This is a genomic window from Ekhidna sp. (genome assembly GCF_965227465.1).
Classification (GTDB): Bacteria; Bacteroidota; Bacteroidia; order Cytophagales; family Cyclobacteriaceae; genus Ekhidna.
In genome coordinates this window covers 987,738-1,004,427 of sequence record NZ_OZ245746.1, presented here as the reverse complement: position 1 = coordinate 1,004,427, position 16,690 = coordinate 987,738, and the positions used below count along the sequence as shown (strand labels likewise).

Genomic DNA, 16,690 nt, shown 5'->3' with positions numbered 1-16,690 from the left:
AGGGTAATTTTTTCATCACCTGTATCAATACCGAAACACAAATTCAAAACTTATGAAAACTAGAAAATCTATTATCGCCTCACTTTGGGTAGCTCTTGCCATCCTTGTTTGGTCATGTAACGACAGTGGAGAATCTCCAGTAGATCCTCAACAGGAAAATATAGTAGCAGATAACCTTTTGGTCAACTCGAACTCCGCTTTGAATAAACTAAGAGGTAATGGAATAGGTGGGCCAATGGGAGCACTATTCGGAAATTTTCAAAATGGACGTAAAGGTAGATCTGCATCTTCCCCATCTGACATGTTTAGAAAAGCAGGACGCACTGCACAGGATTCTACAGGCTCACAACCAGCATGTCTTGTAGAAACCTGGGAAGATGACGGAAAAGGAAACTACACCTACTCGCTAGACTTTGGAGATGGATGTGATTACTACGGACAGTGGTTGAAAGGTAAGCTGGTAGAGAAAGGATCCTACAATGAATCAAGTTTCAGCTCAGCCGCAACATATACAAACTTCGGGGGACATGACTGGACCATTGATGGTACGCACAGCTATAGCGGAACTTGGGAAGAAATCAATGAAACATCTGAACCCGCAGATTCATCATATTACTATTACAACGCTACTTATGAGTTCACTGCAGACTTAAAAACCAGCTACATGGAGTATGGATACGACTCAACTTCAGATGTATCTACTGGAGAACGTCTGGTTGAAGTAGATTATGTTGCTGAAGGAGCGGAGGAAGTAGATCAGGATGGATACACTGTCAAGTCAAGGACAGAGTCAATAGAGGTAAGTACTGGTGAAGCATTTCAAGCACAGGTAGACATACCACTTTTCTATGACTTTACCTGTGAATCAGACGGAGTATGGATATATGTAAGTGGACAGGAATCAGGAAGCTATACAGTTGGAGATCAATCAGGCACTTACAGTATCAATTATGGAAATGGAGCATGTGACAACATTGTAACGGTTACTGAAAATGGAATTTCCCAGGAAGTAGACCTTGGAGAAGAATGGGATGAATGGGAAGATGACTGTGGAAATGATTAAATAAGAGATATACTCAGGTTAGTTAAAAGTGCCCGCGGAGTTAGCTCCCGGGCACTTTACTTTTTTAGTCAGTGATCTGATTGAGCGCTTCTTCAATATCCTTTTTCACTTTATTCAGTCCTTGCTCAATATCATCAAGTGCTTTATTCGCCTCTGCCTTGACATTCCCCCAATTCTCCTTTGTCGCGCCTTTTGCCGATTCCAAAGCGTCCTCAACATCCTCTTTCTTACTTTCTAAATCAGCTTTAGCTTCTTCAAGGGAACGCTCCACAGGACCTTCGTTGATGTTTAATTTATCTTCCACATCATCAATTGCATCATTAATACTTGTTTTCATTTTTTCTAATTCTGCAATCACATTTTCTTTTTGCTCGCTAAAGTCGTCTTCCAATTCTTCTTTGGACGAATTATTCGTGCACGCCATCATCGTAGCTAAAGCAATTACAAAAAGTGATTTAACAGTCATTTTTAAATAATTATTCACGGTTTTCATAGTTGTATAATTCTTTTAAAATTTCAAGAGCATATGAACGAAAAGTATACCATATCGCTAAAGATGTCATAAAGCTTATTTTTTGGTACTTCACCCTTATTTACAATTCTCAATTCGAGAATTCGTATTTCATTTTTAGACATTTTCATCTAAAAATGTACGCTAAGAGGCCGTTCAGCTGTTAGGCATGGTATTCCCACATTAAAGGATATTTTTAATTTAAAACGATAATAATATGCTAACGTGGACCGTAATATTTCTTGTAGTGGCACTTGTTGCCGGACTTTTTGGATTTACTAAACTGGCGAGAGGAGCTGCAGGCATTGCCCGCTTTCTATTCTTCATTTTCGTCATCTTACTTGTCTTGTCACTGGTCACAGACCTATTTGCATAAATATATTCAGGCCCAATCTCATTCAATTGGGTCTTTCTTTTATACTCAATTTCTACATAAACGAAACATATATATTTACTCTACGTTAATTTCACCTTAACCAATTTCTACATATACGAAAGATTTAGTAACCTTACTTAATAAAGTAGGTTAATCTCCTGATGAGCGATAACAAAATCAGACCACCGAAATGGATTCAACGTTTAGTTGAACGTTACTGTGAACCTTACCTTTTTGAGGGTATTTCAGGGGATTTAGAAGAACTCTTTTTCGAGAATGTAGATCAAAAAGGCACTGTAAAAGCCCGACTCATTTACCTCCTTCAGGCATTGGGCTTTTTTCGGTTACGATTTATTAAACGATCAAAAAGAGTATCAAATATGAAAGCTATCTGGTCCAACTACCTGTTAACATCACTCCGATCCCTCAAACGACACAAGGCATTTTTTGCCATTAACTTAATCGGGTTGATCACTGCGATAACCTGCTCATTATACGCATTGATTTACATCCATGATGAGCTGCAATTTGATAAACAGCATAGCGATCTTGATCGAACATACCGACTGTATAAACATTATATAAATCCTGCTGAGAACATTGACCATTTCACATATGAAACTTCGGGCATGATGGGCCCAACGATGACGGAAGAATATGCGGATGTACAGGAATTCGTACGTGTATGTCCCTGGTTTTCCAAAGCCATCATCTCATATGAACAAAATAATTTTGCAACTAACAATCTCTATTTTGCTGATTCCAGTTTCTTTCAATTTTTTGACTTCAATCTAATGGCAGGAAATGCCTCTACCGCACTTGCAGCTCCCTCCTCCATCGTCATCAGTCAATCCCTTGCCAAATCAATTTTTGGGGATGAAAACCCAGTTGGAGAATCCGTAATCGGATTGCATGATTTAACCTATACGGTCACAGGTGTATTTGAAGATATACCCAGACGTTCTTCCATGCAGTTTGATGCACTCATTTCCTGGAGTACCACGGTACCTAATGTAGGACCACTTTCATATACCTGGATGAATAATTGGCTGGCTCAGGGGATTTTCACTTTCGTTAAACTATCTGAAGGCACCAGACCGGAGGCAGTTGTAGAAGAATTGCCTGATATGATGAATCGTCATTTTGAGGAACGTGCTGAGAACTACTTTCTTCAACTGATGCCACTGAAAGACATGCACCTTTACGGGGAAGATATTAGAAATGAAAGGAGCATAAAGACCGGTAGTATCACGTTTGTGTACACATTGGGTTTTTCTGCTTTATTAGTATTTCTTATCGCTAGTGTCAACTATGTAAACATTACGCTTTCACGAGCGACAGAAACCAAAACAGAGGTAGGCATCCGAAAAGTCATGGGCTCCACTAAGCATCAGCTAATGGGTCGATTTGTCAGCGAGACATTCATCAGCACCTTGATAGCCACTATCATTAGTTATGGGTTGTTGTTTTTCCTCATTCCACAAATGAATCCCCTGGTCGGTAAGGAGCTATCAATAATGGCCCTTTTTCAGCCAATTGTTTTGATTGCAGGCCTAACTTTCATTCTAGCAATTAGCTTATTTGTTGGCTTTTACCCGGCAGTGGTGCTGTCAGCACCTCCGATCTCATCCATACTTAAAGGATCATCCGCAATTGGATCTACAGGCTGGTTTAGAAAAGTCCTTTTAACCTTACAGTATGCGATTTCCATTTTCCTGATCGTATGTACCATTATTGTGATACGGCAGACCAATTACCTGAAAAACAAACCACTCGGATTTGACAAAGAGCAGGTAATGGTTATCGACGTAAATAATGAAATGGATCAGAAAATTGAGGTTTTTGAGACTGAATTACTCAAAAATCCAAATATTGCCTCCATCTCCACTTCACGATCAGCAGTAGGTTCCGGTACTTTTTCTACTACGCTATTTCCAGAGGGATATTCCGACGAATTGACTACTAGAATTTTTGGAGTGGATCAGGAATTTTTCGATACCTACGGGATAAGACTCAATTACGGCAGGACATTCTTTAAAGGCTCACAGGCAGATTCAAATAACCTGGTTATTAATCAGTCAATGGTAGACTTTCTGGAATGGGACGATCCAATAGGCAAACACATCCGCTTTAGTGAGGATGGTGACCCGGCTCCCATTATAGGGGTCATTGACGATTTTCATTATGGCTCGCTTGCCACTGCTACCATTGAGCCCATGGTGCTTTACCTCAATACCTCGACGGTCTGGAATAGCTCAGTTAAAATTGTTGGAAATCCCAGAGAGACTGTGGATTACATCATTGACGTGTGGGATGGACTAGCAAGCAGAACACCCATCGACTTCTACTTTGTGGATGAATGGTTTGATCAGCAATATGAGAAAGAGACACAATTGCTCGGAATGACAACCATCTACGCGATCATCAGCATCATTTTGTGTGGGCTTGGTCTATATGGACTCACCGCGCTTATGCTCCAACAAAGACAAAAAGAAATCAGCATCCGAAAGGTACTGGGTGCCTCTGTATCATCCATTGTTTCAATGGTAAATAAGCAATTTGCCATCGTGGTGTTCATCAGCTTTATGATAGCAGCTCCATTGGCTTACTACCTTATTGCTCAGTGGCTCAATGAATTTGTTTATAAAATATCGATGGATGCACTGGCTTTTGTGGTTGCCGGGGTATTAACGCTGTTTATCAGTGGTCTTATCATCAGTGCCTTATCCATAAAAACCGCCAACACAAATCCATCTGAAACCTTAAGTAATGAATAAAAAATCATCGGTATGAAGGGAACAAACGTAGGAGAACTAGAAGAACTCATCATGCTTACCGTCGCGCTTCTTTACGACGAAGCATACGGAGTTGCCATTATGAAAGAAATAAAAAAGAGGTGCAATCGAACCATTACAATCAGTACGGTTCACGCTGCTCTTGCAAGACTTCAGTCAAAAGGCTATGTAGACTCCAGGTATGACGGTGCTACTTCAGAACGAGGTGGCAGAAGAAAGCACCTATTTCGAGTAACAAAAAGTGGCCAAAAAGTGTTGGAACAGGTAAAAGAACAACGCAATGCCATATGGAGCGAAATTCCATCGGTTGCCTTCAATACCTAGATGATTTTTGACACCTCCTATTCGGATAAAAAGACTACCAGAAAAATAAATACGGCTGTAGGCCCACCCTTTTCGTGGAAAGACCGCTGGAAGATGAAAGGAATTGGCTCTCGGCGAATGACCGTTAGTAAGATCAGTGAAGAATATAAGGACTACATGAATGCTGATCACTACATCTCCACTGCTAACATCGAACTACGACCAAAAGGACTAATTATCCACTTTAGAGTTAAGCTTCAGGCTTACTCTTGGATCATGCCTCGTGATTCAATGAAAATAATCTATGATGGTGCATTGAAGCTTGAAAAAGACGGACGTTTTATCCAATTCAATGAGCCGGGCAATGAGAAATTCATTGACCAGATGATCCAGCTCTATAGATAATCTTAGATTTTTTAAAACAATAATGAACTCACAGAAATTATTATATGTATATACATTAAATGTAAATACCTTAAATAAATAAATTTAACAATGAACGACTCAACATTATTCGAAGCATATAAACTGGGCAATAATTCACTCCAAAACAAGGTGATTATGGCGCCAATGACCAGAAGTCGGGCTGATCAAAACCACGTTCCGACCCAAATCATGGCTGACTATTATGAGCAGCGAGCAGGAGCCGGATTGATCATCACAGAAGGAACTGCTCCTTCTCCAAATGGAGCAGGGTACCCAAGAATTCCCGGCATTTATAGCACAAAACAAGTTGAAGCATGGAAACCGGTAACGAAAGCTGTGCATGACAAAGGAGGAAAAATCTTCATTCAACTGATGCACACTGGTCGAGTTTCCCACCCTTTAAATCTGCCTGATGGAGCTGAAGTGCTGGCTCCCTCCGCAATAGCTCCGGCTACAACCGAAATGTATACCGATCAGGAAGGTTCAAAGAAAATACCAGCTCCAAAGGAGATGACATTGGAGGATATTGAAAAAACTGTTCAAGAATATGTTGATGCTGCTAAGAATGCGATTGAGGCAGGATTTGATGGGGTAGAACTTCATGGTGCAAATGGATATCTCATTGAGCAATTCATCAATCCTGAAAGCAACAGACGAACTGATGAATACGGAGGTGCGATAGAGGGAAGAGTAAAATTTGCTATTGAAGTAGCAACCAAAACCGCCGAAACGATTGGTTCAGACAGAGTCGGTATTCGTTTGTCTCCAGCAGGAGCATTCAATGACATCAATCCATTTGACGGACAAGAAGAAACGTTTTTTTACCTGGCAGATAAGCTGGCAGATTTGAAACTGGCTTATGTCCATTTAGTGGATCATTCATCTATGGGCACTCCGGAAGTTCCGCGTACTTTAAAAGAAGGTATTCGAGATGCCTTCGGTGGAACAATTATTATTTCCGGTGGTTATGATCGAGACAAAGCTGAATCAGATTTAAATGACGGTTTAGGTCACTTAGTGGCATTTGGGAGACCCTTTATAGCTAATCCGGACTTAGTAAAACGAATGAAAGAAAAAGCTGATTTGAACGAGCCCAATTTTGATACATTTTATACCCCTGGTAAAAAAGGATATACGGATTATCCGTCAATGGAAAATGAGTAGTGTTGGTTAGTGGTGAAAGGCCCGCCGAAAGGTGGGTCTTTTTTTTATTCAAACAATTTGGCTTTCATAATCAGCTCACGTTTCACCTTGTAAAACTCCTGATGAATATCGAAAGGAGACTGGCCGTTTGGCTCCAGGTGAACATACGACCCATCCTCTTTCATTTCATAGGTATTCACATTGTCTTTCAGGTTGTAGGCCAAAATATTGATGGCTTGCTGCTTTAGTGGAGGATCTGAGATGATAAACAACGATTCCAACCTTCTGTCAAACGATCGTACCATCATGTCGGCACTTCCACAATAGACTTTGGGATCTCCCTCATTATGGAAATAAAAAATACGGGAGTGCTCCAGGTACTCTCCCACTACCGATCGGACGGATATGTTTTCACTCAACCCTTCACGTCCTGGTCGCAAGCAACAAATTCCTCTGACGATCAACTTGATTGGTACTCCGGCTTTTGATGCCTCATATAGCGCGAGTATCACGTCTTTATCCTGTAGCGAGTTTAGTTTGATGACAATCCCACTAGGTTTCCCAGCCACCGCATTTTCCCGTTCCCTATCGATCAACGCAATCAACCCCTTTCGCATGTGAGTGGGTGCGGTAATCAGATTGTCATACTCCTCAGGCATACTGTGACCGGTAATTACATTGAAGAACTCTTGCACATCGTTCGCATAAGACTCGTCTGAGGTAAGTAAGCTGAGATCGGTGTACAATTTAGCGGTAGCCTCGTTGTAGTTACCACTACTCATGTGTACAAAGCGATTAACTTTTTCTTTTTCCTTCCTTACAATCAAAAGCAATTTGGTGTGCGTCTTTAAGGAGCCCACACCGTAAATCACAAAACATCCGGCTTTTTGAAGCTTTAATGCCTGCTTCATGTTATTCTCCTCATCAAACCGGGCCTTTACTTCAAACAGTACCGAGACGTGTTTTCCATTCTCTGCGGCCTGCAATAAGGCGTCCACCACTCTGCTATTCTTCGCTAAGCGATAGATGGTCAACTTGATGGACAAGACATGCGGGTCTTCCGCAGCTTGCTCTAACAGATCCAGCAATGGCTCAATGGTATTGTAAGGGTGATGCAAAAGGATGTCACGGTCCTTCAGGATTTTAAACATATCCTGATGCTCAATATCTGACATACTGATCGGGGGTACCGGCTTGGGACGTACCGGGAGAAATGACACAAAGTCCTCGTGATTTACAATCTGCCAGAGGCAGGTAAAATCAATTAAAGACCCTTCCGGTGTTACTTTAATATTCTCACTGCCAATCTCATAGCGTTTCTTCAATTGCTTGATTAGCCACGGATCTGCCTCCTCTTCCACTTCCATACGAACCACCCGACCAGTTTTTCGGGTCTTCAGTTTCTTCTTCATCTCCTCCAGAAAGTTCGCTTCAATATCCTCTGATTCCTCAAGCGTAAAATCCCCATTTCTGGTCACACGGAAAAGTGAGCTGGAAATGATATCCACATTTTTAAACACATGATCCAGGTGCTGTTGGACAATCTTCTCGATGGGTACAAAGATGACCTTGTCTTTTTCATTGATCTCAAAGAACCGAGGTAAGTTTTGAGGCAGTTGGATGAAAGACATTTTCTTTTTCTCCCGAGACTTCAGCGCTTTGGTAACCACGCCGAAAATCAGGATGTTGTTCACCAAAATGGGAAACGAGTGGTACGGATCAAAAACCATGGGTGTCAGCATCGGAAAGATGGTCTTTTCAAAGTACCTCCCAGCTGACTTTTGTTGCTTTTCGGTAAGCTCCTGATAGCCTTTGATCTCAAAGTTATGCTGATTAAACCACGGCTTGAGGTCGAGGAAGAGTTGATTCTGTTGCTTTCCAAAATCCTTTAGACCGGAGAGCAACTCATTTTTAAACGGGATCGCCTTAAGTCCTGAATAGTCTACCCGGTCGTTTCCATAGTCCAGATAGTTATACAAACTACCCACACGGATCATGTTAAACTCATCAGCATTACTGGAAGTGATCGCCAGAAACTTGAGTTTTTCGAACAAGTTTCGCTTTTCCTTCCTCGCCTGATCGAGCACACGGTGATTGAACTGAAGCCAGCTCAGGTCCCTGCTGATCAGGTTACTATTGCTTATGAGTTCGTGTGTGGTTTGCATTCGTTTAAACAATCATAAAATAGAAAAGAAAAACGATTTAGCGTCATTCCTGTGCATACAGGAATCTCCAAAAATCAAGAGTAGTTCTTAAAATCAGGAGATATCCGAGACCGACTCGAATATGACGTAACGTTTTTCTTTTCGTCACATCATTGAAGGATGAATTTAAATAATATTCATTTCAGAAAGCACACCGTTTGTCTTACTTACAGCAGCTGCACTCTCTTCCAATTTTGATTTCTCCGCATTGTCGAGCTCAATCTCTACGATCTGCTCAATTCCGTTTCTGCCGATGATCGCCGGTACTCCAATGGACAAGTCATTAAGTCCGTACTCACCTTCCAGCAGGCACGAGCAAGGGAACATTTTCTTAGTATCGCAAGCGATCGCCTGAACCATTGCTGATACAGCGGCTCCAGGAGCGTACCATGCAGAAGTCCCTAAAAGTTTTGTCAATGTAGCTCCACCAACTTTGGTTTCTTCCAGGACGTAGTTGAGTTTATCCTCGCTCAAGAACTTTGAAACAGGCACACTATTACGTGTAGCCAGTCTTGTTAATGGGATCATGCCTGTATCTGAGTGCCCTCCGATAACCATGCCATCCACATCAGAAGCAGGACAATCCAATGCCTCAGAAAGTCTGTACTTGAAACGAGCAGAATCCAGTGCTCCACCCATACCGATAATTCGATGTTTTGGTAGTCCGAGTGCTTTGTGCGCCAGGTATGTCATGGTATCCATTGGGTTGGATACTACGATGATGATTACATTGGGAGAATGCTTGATCAAGTTCTCCGCTACGGACTTTACAATTCCAGCATTCGTAGAGATCAGCTCTTCACGGGTCATTCCCGGTTTACGTGGAATCCCTGAAGTGATAACCGCTACATCACTATTTGCTGTTTTTGAGTAATCGTTGGTTGTGCCGGTGATTTTCGTATCAAAGCTATTGAGTGATGCGGTCTGCATCAGGTCCATGGCTTTTCCTTCAGCAAAACCTTCTTTGATATCGATGAGTACAACTTCCGCTGCGAAATCTTTGATTGCGATGTATTCGGCACAACTAGCACCTACGGCTCCAGCGCCTACGACGGTTACTTTCATAATATTTATCTGTTTTTAAAGGTCATATGGAATTCGCAATGAAAAATTCATATGTGACAAAGTAAAGCTCACTTTGAATTTTTAATGCTCATTTCATGATCTATTTAGTTTAGAAATGGGTAATTTTTTCAAGCGCAAAAGTAGTGATTAGCAGCGAGAAAAACGGACTTAAAACGATTGAATATGGATCACGATTTCTTCCAAATCTCAAGGGTCAACCGGTCCATGTAGTCCTGCCGTTGCACAATCAAAGCTTTCTCTATCCCTTTTTCAAATATGGGCGAAAAGGCATAGTCATAAACCAGGTAATAGAGGTTTGCCTTTGTTTTAAATATTCCCGAGAAATACCGGTAGTCATACCCCATCTGGTCCAGTATTTCTTTCCGAACAGTGGCTTTGCCTTCCGGGCTCAGCGTCTTCAATATTCTCCGATTATGACGGACTTTGCTTTGCGTGCTTGAAATGTACAGTTCGCCGTATGACTTATTCTTATTGTGATACTCAGCCTTGCACTGATTATCGCAAAATTTCTTATCCCGTCTACCTGCCAATGGTTTATGACAGTTCATGCATTCTGAAAATGATCGTAGCAGTTCCATAAACGTTTTTTATACGCATATATACGTAAGTATACGTTTAAACAAACGGTTTTTAAAACATTGTTGACGTTTATTGCTTCATGAATACTCACTTTAAGGAACGACAGGTGACTCTGAAGCACCTGGTGATTAATGAAGGTCGATATATCGGCTTACAATTCAGGTCTGATAAGGTGATTCAGCGGCTGGTGAAAACCCTTCCTTCCATTCGATGGAGTGACTATTATGGGATGGCGTTCCTTCCTAATCAGCCTGACAACCTAAATGTTATTTTCGAAACCTTTAAAGGAATCGCCTGGGTTAATTGCAGCCATTTTTTCACAAACAGACCAATAAGCGAAGGAAATGCACCTCTCTCGATAGATCGATACCGAAATCGACCCATTCGGAAAAACTGGAGATACTGCCCGGAATCTTTCTATCAAAAGTTAGAGACTCGAAAGTATTCCCTCAATACTGCTAAAATCTACATTCCAATGTTTGAACGGTTCATTAATTATTTTCCAATGACCACTAAGCTAATGGAGCTGAACGAACACGATATTAGCAGCTATTTACAAAGTCTGGTAAAAGAGCGTAAATCCAATTCATACATCAATCAATCGATTAACGCCATTAAATTTTATTATGAGGTTGTGTTAGAAATGCCTAATAGGTTTTATTCTGTGGAGAGACCCTATAAGCAGGAAACACTTCCTAAGGTTCTCAGTAAAAAGAAAGTGATGCTGATGATTACAAAAACGAAAAATATCAAGCATCGATGTATCATAAGTACCTTGTATTCCGCAGGTCTGCGTCGAGCAGAACTACTAAATCTGAAGGTGACGGACATTGATAGTGATCGGATGATGATCCGTGTAGAACAAAGCAAGGGAAACAAGGATCGGTATACGCTTCTAAGTGAAAACCTGCTTAAAGAATTAAGATCTTATTTTTTGGTCTATAAGCCCTCCGAATATCTGTTCGAGGGAGAAAATGGAAAGCAATATAGCAGTTCGAGTGTGGCTCGAGTTGTTCATAAAGCAGCAAAGAAGGCTGGGATTAGACAAAAAGTTACCCCACATATGCTAAGGCATTCGTTTGCTACGCATTTGCTTGAGAGTGGTGTTGATTTGCGATATATCCAAACATTACTTGGTCATAATTCGTCCAGAACGACCGAAGTTTATACCCATGTGGCATTAAACGGGTTGTCTAACATTAGAAATCCATTAGATTTACCTCAAAACATAAACACATAAGGCAGATATATTGCACTATTGCAACATATCCGGATGGTTAGTAGCCATATTTCCCAGATCAAATTGAGAATCATTCGAATATCTTTCTTTCTAACCCTTCTAACCTCGGCTAACTTCTCCTTCGGTCAACAAGAGTTCCTGAACGAACTGGGAACTGAGAAAGCAGAAAGTTTTCGTGAACTTATGAACTCCTACCAGAACTTTCTTAACACAAATTTTCCTAACACTTCAAGCTTGGGGGAACAAACAAGAAAGTATATGATGCAACTGGTTAACGGTGAACCTCTAGACTATGACAGCATCAACGCAATTGACCTCATTAATACACTTGAACAGACAGGACTGAGAAAAGAAATAAGTCTGTATAGTGAAGAATTATACGACCCAACTTATAACCTTCGACAATTTCTTACTAAAGATCAGGCAGATGAAATCGAGGAAAATATAATCCTAAATTATAGCGACAGAGATATCCCAGATTCTCTAAAATGGGACGTCTCCTATATTGAACAAATGCCCCCAGACCAGCGAAAGAAAGAAGAACAACGTGAAGCAAAAAGAAGGGAAGGTAGGAAATGGGGCACTGCTCCAAATCCAACGGGATTATATCATTATGCTCTTCTTAAAACAGACACCTCATTTTATGTGTATTGCCTAGCAAGAACAATGGGAATATCAATCGCTATAACACCTGCTTTAACTGAACTATCTAACAAAGAGCTTGAAGACTGGAACATTCAACTACTATTTATGGTTGACTACTACCTTGGTAACATTCTCTTTCGATATAGAAGACATTTGATACAAGCTACTAACAGTCGCTAGCACGAATGCGCCTAAGTGCTGTTCACAACTTTCATCTGATCTTCACCGCTCCGCTACCCATTCTGAAATTGCATCTCTCCTAGCAACTGTCTTGCTTCTGGATTTTGTCTTTCTAATTGCAGTCTTTCATAGATGCCGTTGTAGGTGTTGGGCAGCTGCGCTATATTAGTGTCTTTCTGCCATGCTCGGGGCGCACTCCTGCTAGCGTGGCGTTACCTCACATATGCGCTACGTAGTTAGTTTCATCATATTGCTCCTAATATCCCAACAAGCCAGCTCTCAAGAACTTGGAACAGCAACGACATTTGACCAAACCAAACACAAACGGATATACGGAATAAGTAAATCCGACATGCAACACCTAGAACTAATAGAAAATCTGGATGGCACTTTTGTTGGAACGCTGACCAACTCTATCTGGAAAGTGAACAGAAAAGAGGAACGGACCACAACAATTGAACAGGTTTTAAATATTCCTCCTAATCATGTTGAACAGCTTATGAATATTGGTTTTTCGAACGATATAGAAACACTTCCTAATTGTCAAGATGTTGACGAATATGTGAACGGTTTGGATGGAACTGCCATTTCTTTCAGTATCCGAACACCTGAATTGGAACGAGCTTACTACTATTGGGAGCCAGAGAGCGACTACTATCAAGATTCAACTCTAACTGAAACAAAAAAGGTCAGAAACATCTTATCTGGTATTCATGAACGCATGAACTTACGATTGCTTTTTGACGGATTTACTTCTGAACTCCCAAGCGGGAAATATGCTTTTGGCGGAATTATTATGGAGAAGAAAAACGTGAGGTAACAGACGCTCATCGGGCATATGTCTCAGTGCTTTCTGGCTGGTTTCAGTGCAACTCGACCGTGATATCTGCCGCTGAGAAATGGCAGAGCATTCTACTTACTTCTGCTCGCAGGATTTTTAGATTTTCTGAACGCAGTGCGATTTGGAACCGTTGTGAGCTTCGGCAGATTTCACTACTTTAGTGCTATTCACTAGCTGCGGACATACGCCCGATAGCTGGTCGTTGTGCTTAATTGGTGCCCAGCTTCAAACAGAGGTAAATGAAAAGTAGAATTTTTCTGATAACACTTTTCAGTCTATTTATTATACTGAACCTCATCCCAACTTACTTGTGGATGTGGGGTATTTCACTTATTGACATAGAGAGACCTGAATACTCAAACATCGATGTTAACAACAGAGATACCATAACCACAATTTTGCGAATTATAATACTAATTGGACTTTGGATTCCAATACTTATTATAATCTTGAAACGCCACTGGAAAATAAAAGCGCTGATCTTACCAACACTGGTAAGCATAACTTTATTCTCGACAATGTATATATCTCAGGATGTTTATCCGAACTCAGAATCTGAATACACGGAAGACGGATATCAACACAGAATTGAAAAATGGACAGAACACAACGTAACAACAATCAAACATTGGAAGAGTCAAGACTCGCTGAAAAACCACCCGTCTCATAGACATATCAAATGGGAACTGATGAGCGAAGAAACCATAAACTAAGCACAACAAAATGTATCAGGCATGTGCTTGCGTGCTTTCTACAAACTTCATCTGAACTTGCCCGTTTCGTCTGCTCCCGAGAAGGTTTGGTGCTTTTTGGGAACTTTACCTTGCTGGATTTTTTCACTTCAGAACGCACTGCTTTCTACAAACTTTGGAAGCACCGGCAGACTTCACTATTTTAGTGCTATCCACTAAGTGAGAGCACACGCCTCATACATGGACGTTGTGGGTAATTGTCACTCCGAGAAATGGAATCATTTAAAATCAAACTATCTAAAATTAAATTTTCTCCGAGCACTTTCAGAATTGCTAACGGTCTGTGGATGGGTGCTGTATTTATCGGCATAGCAACTCAGGCAATCCTTTATTTACCATTTTCATTGGAATTGAAGGCCATACTTCTGGGTAACAATTTCTATTGGAATATTTTGATGATCGCTGGAATTGGTTTCATAGGAGGAATGCTTTTAATTAGGTATGGAGGACAAAAGAAATACAGAGGAACTCTATCCATTAACAAACCTGACGAACTAATTTTTGACCTTAATAAAGACGCCTTTTCTCTACCAATTACCGAAATCGAAAGCATCCAATATGTTTCCGACTCAGATGGTGACTGGGAATGGAGATTTTTGACAACTTCTGACAAATTCACTTTGATATTTGAACATATAGTTGAGCGGTACAAAGCTGATAACGCTCTACAGGAAATTCTGAAGGATAACTATGATAAAGTAGTAATAAAGGAATAACTACCCACAACAGTTGCTAGCACGAATGCGCCAAAGTGCTATTCACATATTTCATCTGATCTTCACCGCTCCGCTACCCATTCTGAAAGTTTCTCCTCTCCTAGCAACTGTCTTGCTTCTTGATTTTATCTTTCTAATTGCAGTCTTTCATAGTTACCGTTGTAGGTGTTGGGCAGCTGCGCTATATTAGCTTCTTTCTGCCATGCTCGGGGCGCACTCCTGCTAGCGTGGCGTTATGCTCAATCTCACCAGTAGCAAATGAACTTCGAAGAATTCAGATCACATTTAGAGAAAGAACTCATTGACAAGATTCAGTTTGAACTTCAAGAATACTGCTACCAACCTCCTAGTTTTGGATATGGTCACCTTTCTTATAGAATTCGAGGCACCAATTACAAGCTAACTTATGATGGTCGTGAGAAACAACTAATAATTGAAGCAAGTGAACCCCATCAGAAGTATTTAGGAGCAGACTGGCATAAAGTAACAACACTCGACGGGTTAGACAATCAAATCGAAAATGTAATCAGAATTTTAGGAGGAGATGTTTGAAAGCCCAATTATATTGACGAGCAAATGAAAAAGATTCTTCAAATAGTCGCTATTTTAACTCTTTGTGCATGTTCTAACCAGAACTCACTAACTCTTGAACTTTCTAACGCTGACGGCCTATCAACTTCCTCTCCCGTTTATGCAAACGGACTTGCAGTTGGCAAAGTGAACAGTCTTAAAGTCTCATCCCACCAAACAATCCTAGCAACTATCAAACTAACTGGTGAACTTCAAAAGGTACCTGTTGACTCTAAGATCTCATTGAACAACGATGGACTTTTAGGAGAAAAGGCGATCAATTTGAACTTAGGAACTTCATCAGAGTATTTCATTTCATCTGATACAATTCAACTTTCTAACTCTGTTAACAAAGCAACTTCTGAAGCAGACCCATTAACTCAAGTCATACAGAACGGTGTTAACATGCTAACTAACCGAGATAAGCTCGATTCGATACTGTTAGAACTTCGACGGCTTAACGAAAATCTTGAAGAGCATATGAAAGAGCATAACAATCACTAGCGGGCATGGCCACATGAGTCATTTGCCTAGTTCATAGGGCTAAACCGCTCACCTTTCCGCCAAGCAAATTTCAGTGCTTTCTACCATGCCCGTCTGCTGGGTTTGGTTTTCTTGTGTTTCGCAGTGCATTCTGGCAGTTAATCGCAGCGTTCAGGTTCGCTCTTTCACCGCTTTCTATTACTTTTATGGCCACAGCCCGCTAGTTGGGCGTTAGATTTCACCCCCGCTCCCACAAGCCTTCCCAGTTTTTCACCTCTCATTTCTCTGCTAGCTGAACTAAAGGTGGCGCTTAATTGCCCTATTTCGCGCGGCGCACGAGCCGCTCCTCGGCCTGCCCGGCACCCACTCTCTGGCTAGTTCTTCAGGCTCATTCGGCCGCTGCGATACATGCTTTCTGTTGGAAGGTTAGCTAAGCTGGTTCCTCCAAGAGGTGTTCCACCCTGCCGCCTGCCCTATGCCACGATGTTCCCGCTCCCTCCTGCCGCACTCTTGCCACCTTCTTCTTAGCTTCGAGCTACTGACAGTAGGCTTTTTGTCGCTTGGCGATGCATCGGACTGCTGGAACTCCCAAAATTGCATCACCACCAGAGCGATATCTAACATTAGATAGCGCATATCCGCTCACTGCTTTTCTGCCTGTTTGGTGCAGCTCGATCCGCAAATGCTGCTGCCATGTCAAGTGATTTGCTTCGAGCTGATTTCGCATTTGGAGGGGTTGATCTGTGGTTCGCAGTGTTCCATTGCAGCTACCGAAGT

The 16,690-nt window shown here is 41.3% G+C and carries 18 protein-coding genes; 13 read left to right on the top strand and 5 right to left on the bottom strand.

The annotated features are described in order from the left end of the window. The first annotated feature begins 52 nt into the window (after positions 1 to 52). A complete protein-coding gene (locus ACO05G_RS04635; RefSeq protein ID WP_421764907.1) occupies positions 53 to 1,063 on the top strand; it encodes a hypothetical protein in 1,011 nt (336 codons plus the stop codon). A 64-nt stretch (positions 1,064 to 1,127) separates the two neighbouring features. On the opposite strand, the gene ACO05G_RS04630 is transcribed toward ACO05G_RS04635, so the two are convergent. After that, the gene (locus tag ACO05G_RS04630) at positions 1,128 to 1,529 is read right to left on the bottom strand and encodes a hypothetical protein (RefSeq protein ID WP_421764906.1); all 402 of its coding nucleotides are present in this window, start codon (positions 1,527 to 1,529) and stop codon (positions 1,128 to 1,130) included. A 262-nt stretch (positions 1,530 to 1,791) separates the two neighbouring features. Here ACO05G_RS04630 and ACO05G_RS04625 point away from each other — a divergent pair, with 262 nt between their 5' ends. From ACO05G_RS04625 to ACO05G_RS04605, 5 genes are all read left to right on the top strand, one after another. Next, on the top strand, positions 1,792 to 1,950 hold the full coding sequence (locus tag ACO05G_RS04625; RefSeq protein WP_348283946.1) for a DUF1328 domain-containing protein: 159 nt from the start codon (positions 1,792 to 1,794) through the stop codon (positions 1,948 to 1,950). A gap of 161 nt (positions 1,951 to 2,111) precedes the next feature. Continuing rightward, a complete protein-coding gene (locus tag ACO05G_RS04620) occupies positions 2,112 to 4,727 on the top strand; it encodes an ABC transporter permease (protein ID WP_421764905.1) in 2,616 nt (871 codons plus the stop codon). 12 nt (positions 4,728 to 4,739) lie between these two features. Then, a complete protein-coding gene (locus ACO05G_RS04615) occupies positions 4,740 to 5,069 on the top strand; it encodes a PadR family transcriptional regulator (RefSeq protein WP_421764904.1) in 330 nt (109 codons plus the stop codon). Further along, positions 5,070 to 5,453 carry a hypothetical protein gene (locus tag ACO05G_RS04610; RefSeq protein ID WP_421764903.1) on the top strand — a complete coding sequence of 128 codons (384 nt, stop codon included), beginning with the start codon at positions 5,070 to 5,072 and terminating at the stop codon, positions 5,451 to 5,453. It abuts the gene before it with no gap. Between the two features lie 90 nt (positions 5,454 to 5,543). Then, positions 5,544 to 6,638 carry an alkene reductase gene (locus tag ACO05G_RS04605; protein ID WP_421764902.1) on the top strand — a complete coding sequence of 365 codons (1,095 nt, stop codon included), beginning with the start codon at positions 5,544 to 5,546 and terminating at the stop codon, positions 6,636 to 6,638. 44 nt (positions 6,639 to 6,682) lie between these two features. Here ACO05G_RS04605 and ppk1 read toward each other — a convergent pair whose 3' ends face one another. The 3 genes from ppk1 to ACO05G_RS04590 all read right to left on the bottom strand — a co-directional run bounded on the left by ppk1 (position 6,683) and on the right by ACO05G_RS04590 (position 10,485). Continuing rightward, positions 6,683 to 8,782 (bottom strand): polyphosphate kinase 1, encoded by a 2,100-nt coding sequence (gene ppk1 / locus ACO05G_RS04600; RefSeq protein WP_421764901.1) that lies wholly within the window; start codon positions 8,780 to 8,782, stop codon positions 6,683 to 6,685. Between the two features lie 165 nt (positions 8,783 to 8,947). After that, positions 8,948 to 9,886: a malate dehydrogenase gene (gene mdh, locus ACO05G_RS04595; RefSeq protein WP_421764900.1), complete on the bottom strand. Its 939-nt coding sequence runs from the start codon at positions 9,884 to 9,886 to the stop codon at positions 8,948 to 8,950. Between the two features lie 188 nt (positions 9,887 to 10,074). Then, positions 10,075 to 10,485: a hypothetical protein gene (locus ACO05G_RS04590; RefSeq protein WP_421764899.1), complete on the bottom strand. Its 411-nt coding sequence runs from the start codon at positions 10,483 to 10,485 to the stop codon at positions 10,075 to 10,077. 80 nt (positions 10,486 to 10,565) lie between these two features. Here ACO05G_RS04590 and xerA point away from each other — a divergent pair, with 80 nt between their 5' ends. From xerA to ACO05G_RS04555, 7 genes are all read left to right on the top strand, one after another. Further along, positions 10,566 to 11,726 (top strand): site-specific tyrosine recombinase/integron integrase, encoded by a 1,161-nt coding sequence (xerA, locus tag ACO05G_RS04585; protein ID WP_421764898.1) that lies wholly within the window; start codon positions 10,566 to 10,568, stop codon positions 11,724 to 11,726. A 258-nt stretch (positions 11,727 to 11,984) separates the two neighbouring features. After that, complete coding sequence (locus tag ACO05G_RS04580) at positions 11,985 to 12,551, top strand: hypothetical protein (RefSeq protein WP_421764897.1); 567 nt, start codon at positions 11,985 to 11,987, stop codon at positions 12,549 to 12,551. A 352-nt stretch (positions 12,552 to 12,903) separates the two neighbouring features. Further along, a complete protein-coding gene (locus ACO05G_RS04575; RefSeq protein WP_421764896.1) occupies positions 12,904 to 13,371 on the top strand; it encodes a hypothetical protein in 468 nt (155 codons plus the stop codon). A 260-nt stretch (positions 13,372 to 13,631) separates the two neighbouring features. Continuing rightward, a complete protein-coding gene (locus ACO05G_RS04570) occupies positions 13,632 to 14,105 on the top strand; it encodes a hypothetical protein (protein ID WP_421764895.1) in 474 nt (157 codons plus the stop codon). Positions 14,106 to 14,356: 251 nt separating this feature from the next. Beyond that, on the top strand, positions 14,357 to 14,860 hold the full coding sequence (locus tag ACO05G_RS04565) for a hypothetical protein (protein WP_421764894.1): 504 nt from the start codon (positions 14,357 to 14,359) through the stop codon (positions 14,858 to 14,860). 258 nt (positions 14,861 to 15,118) lie between these two features. Further along, the gene (locus tag ACO05G_RS04560) at positions 15,119 to 15,412 is read left to right on the top strand and encodes a hypothetical protein (protein WP_421764893.1); all 294 of its coding nucleotides are present in this window, start codon (positions 15,119 to 15,121) and stop codon (positions 15,410 to 15,412) included. Positions 15,413 to 15,436: 24 nt separating this feature from the next. After that, a complete protein-coding gene (locus ACO05G_RS04555) occupies positions 15,437 to 15,934 on the top strand; it encodes an MlaD family protein (protein ID WP_421764892.1) in 498 nt (165 codons plus the stop codon). Between the two features lie 514 nt (positions 15,935 to 16,448). On the opposite strand, the gene ACO05G_RS04550 is transcribed toward ACO05G_RS04555, so the two are convergent. After that, positions 16,449 to 16,640, bottom strand: a complete 192-nt coding sequence (locus tag ACO05G_RS04550) for a hypothetical protein (RefSeq protein WP_421764891.1) — start codon at positions 16,638 to 16,640, stop codon at positions 16,449 to 16,451. Between the last annotated feature and the right edge of the window lie 50 nt (positions 16,641 to 16,690).

Coding starts and splice junctions, on each gene's coding strand:
- ACO05G_RS04635 (WP_421764907.1), top strand. CDS start 53: ATGAAAACTAGAAAATCTATTATCGCCTCACTTTGGGTAGCTCTTGCC.
- ACO05G_RS04630 (WP_421764906.1), bottom strand. CDS start 1,529: ATGACTGTTAAATCACTTTTTGTAATTGCTTTAGCTACGATGATGGCG.
- ACO05G_RS04625 (WP_348283946.1), top strand. CDS start 1,792: ATGCTAACGTGGACCGTAATATTTCTTGTAGTGGCACTTGTTGCCGGA.
- ACO05G_RS04620 (WP_421764905.1), top strand. CDS start 2,112: ATGAGCGATAACAAAATCAGACCACCGAAATGGATTCAACGTTTAGTT.
- ACO05G_RS04615 (WP_421764904.1), top strand. CDS start 4,740: ATGAAGGGAACAAACGTAGGAGAACTAGAAGAACTCATCATGCTTACC.
- ACO05G_RS04610 (WP_421764903.1), top strand. CDS start 5,070: ATGATTTTTGACACCTCCTATTCGGATAAAAAGACTACCAGAAAAATA.
- ACO05G_RS04605 (WP_421764902.1), top strand. CDS start 5,544: ATGAACGACTCAACATTATTCGAAGCATATAAACTGGGCAATAATTCA.
- ppk1 (WP_421764901.1), bottom strand. CDS start 8,782: ATGCAAACCACACACGAACTCATAAGCAATAGTAACCTGATCAGCAGG.
- mdh (WP_421764900.1), bottom strand. CDS start 9,886: ATGAAAGTAACCGTCGTAGGCGCTGGAGCCGTAGGTGCTAGTTGTGCC.
- ACO05G_RS04590 (WP_421764899.1), bottom strand. CDS start 10,485: ATGGAACTGCTACGATCATTTTCAGAATGCATGAACTGTCATAAACCA.
- xerA (WP_421764898.1), top strand. CDS start 10,566: ATGAATACTCACTTTAAGGAACGACAGGTGACTCTGAAGCACCTGGTG.
- ACO05G_RS04580 (WP_421764897.1), top strand. CDS start 11,985: ATGATGCAACTGGTTAACGGTGAACCTCTAGACTATGACAGCATCAAC.
- ACO05G_RS04575 (WP_421764896.1), top strand. CDS start 12,904: ATGCAACACCTAGAACTAATAGAAAATCTGGATGGCACTTTTGTTGGA.
- ACO05G_RS04570 (WP_421764895.1), top strand. CDS start 13,632: ATGAAAAGTAGAATTTTTCTGATAACACTTTTCAGTCTATTTATTATA.
- ACO05G_RS04565 (WP_421764894.1), top strand. CDS start 14,357: ATGGAATCATTTAAAATCAAACTATCTAAAATTAAATTTTCTCCGAGC.
- ACO05G_RS04560 (WP_421764893.1), top strand. CDS start 15,119: ATGAACTTCGAAGAATTCAGATCACATTTAGAGAAAGAACTCATTGAC.
- ACO05G_RS04555 (WP_421764892.1), top strand. CDS start 15,437: ATGAAAAAGATTCTTCAAATAGTCGCTATTTTAACTCTTTGTGCATGT.
- ACO05G_RS04550 (WP_421764891.1), bottom strand. CDS start 16,640: ATGCGAAATCAGCTCGAAGCAAATCACTTGACATGGCAGCAGCATTTG.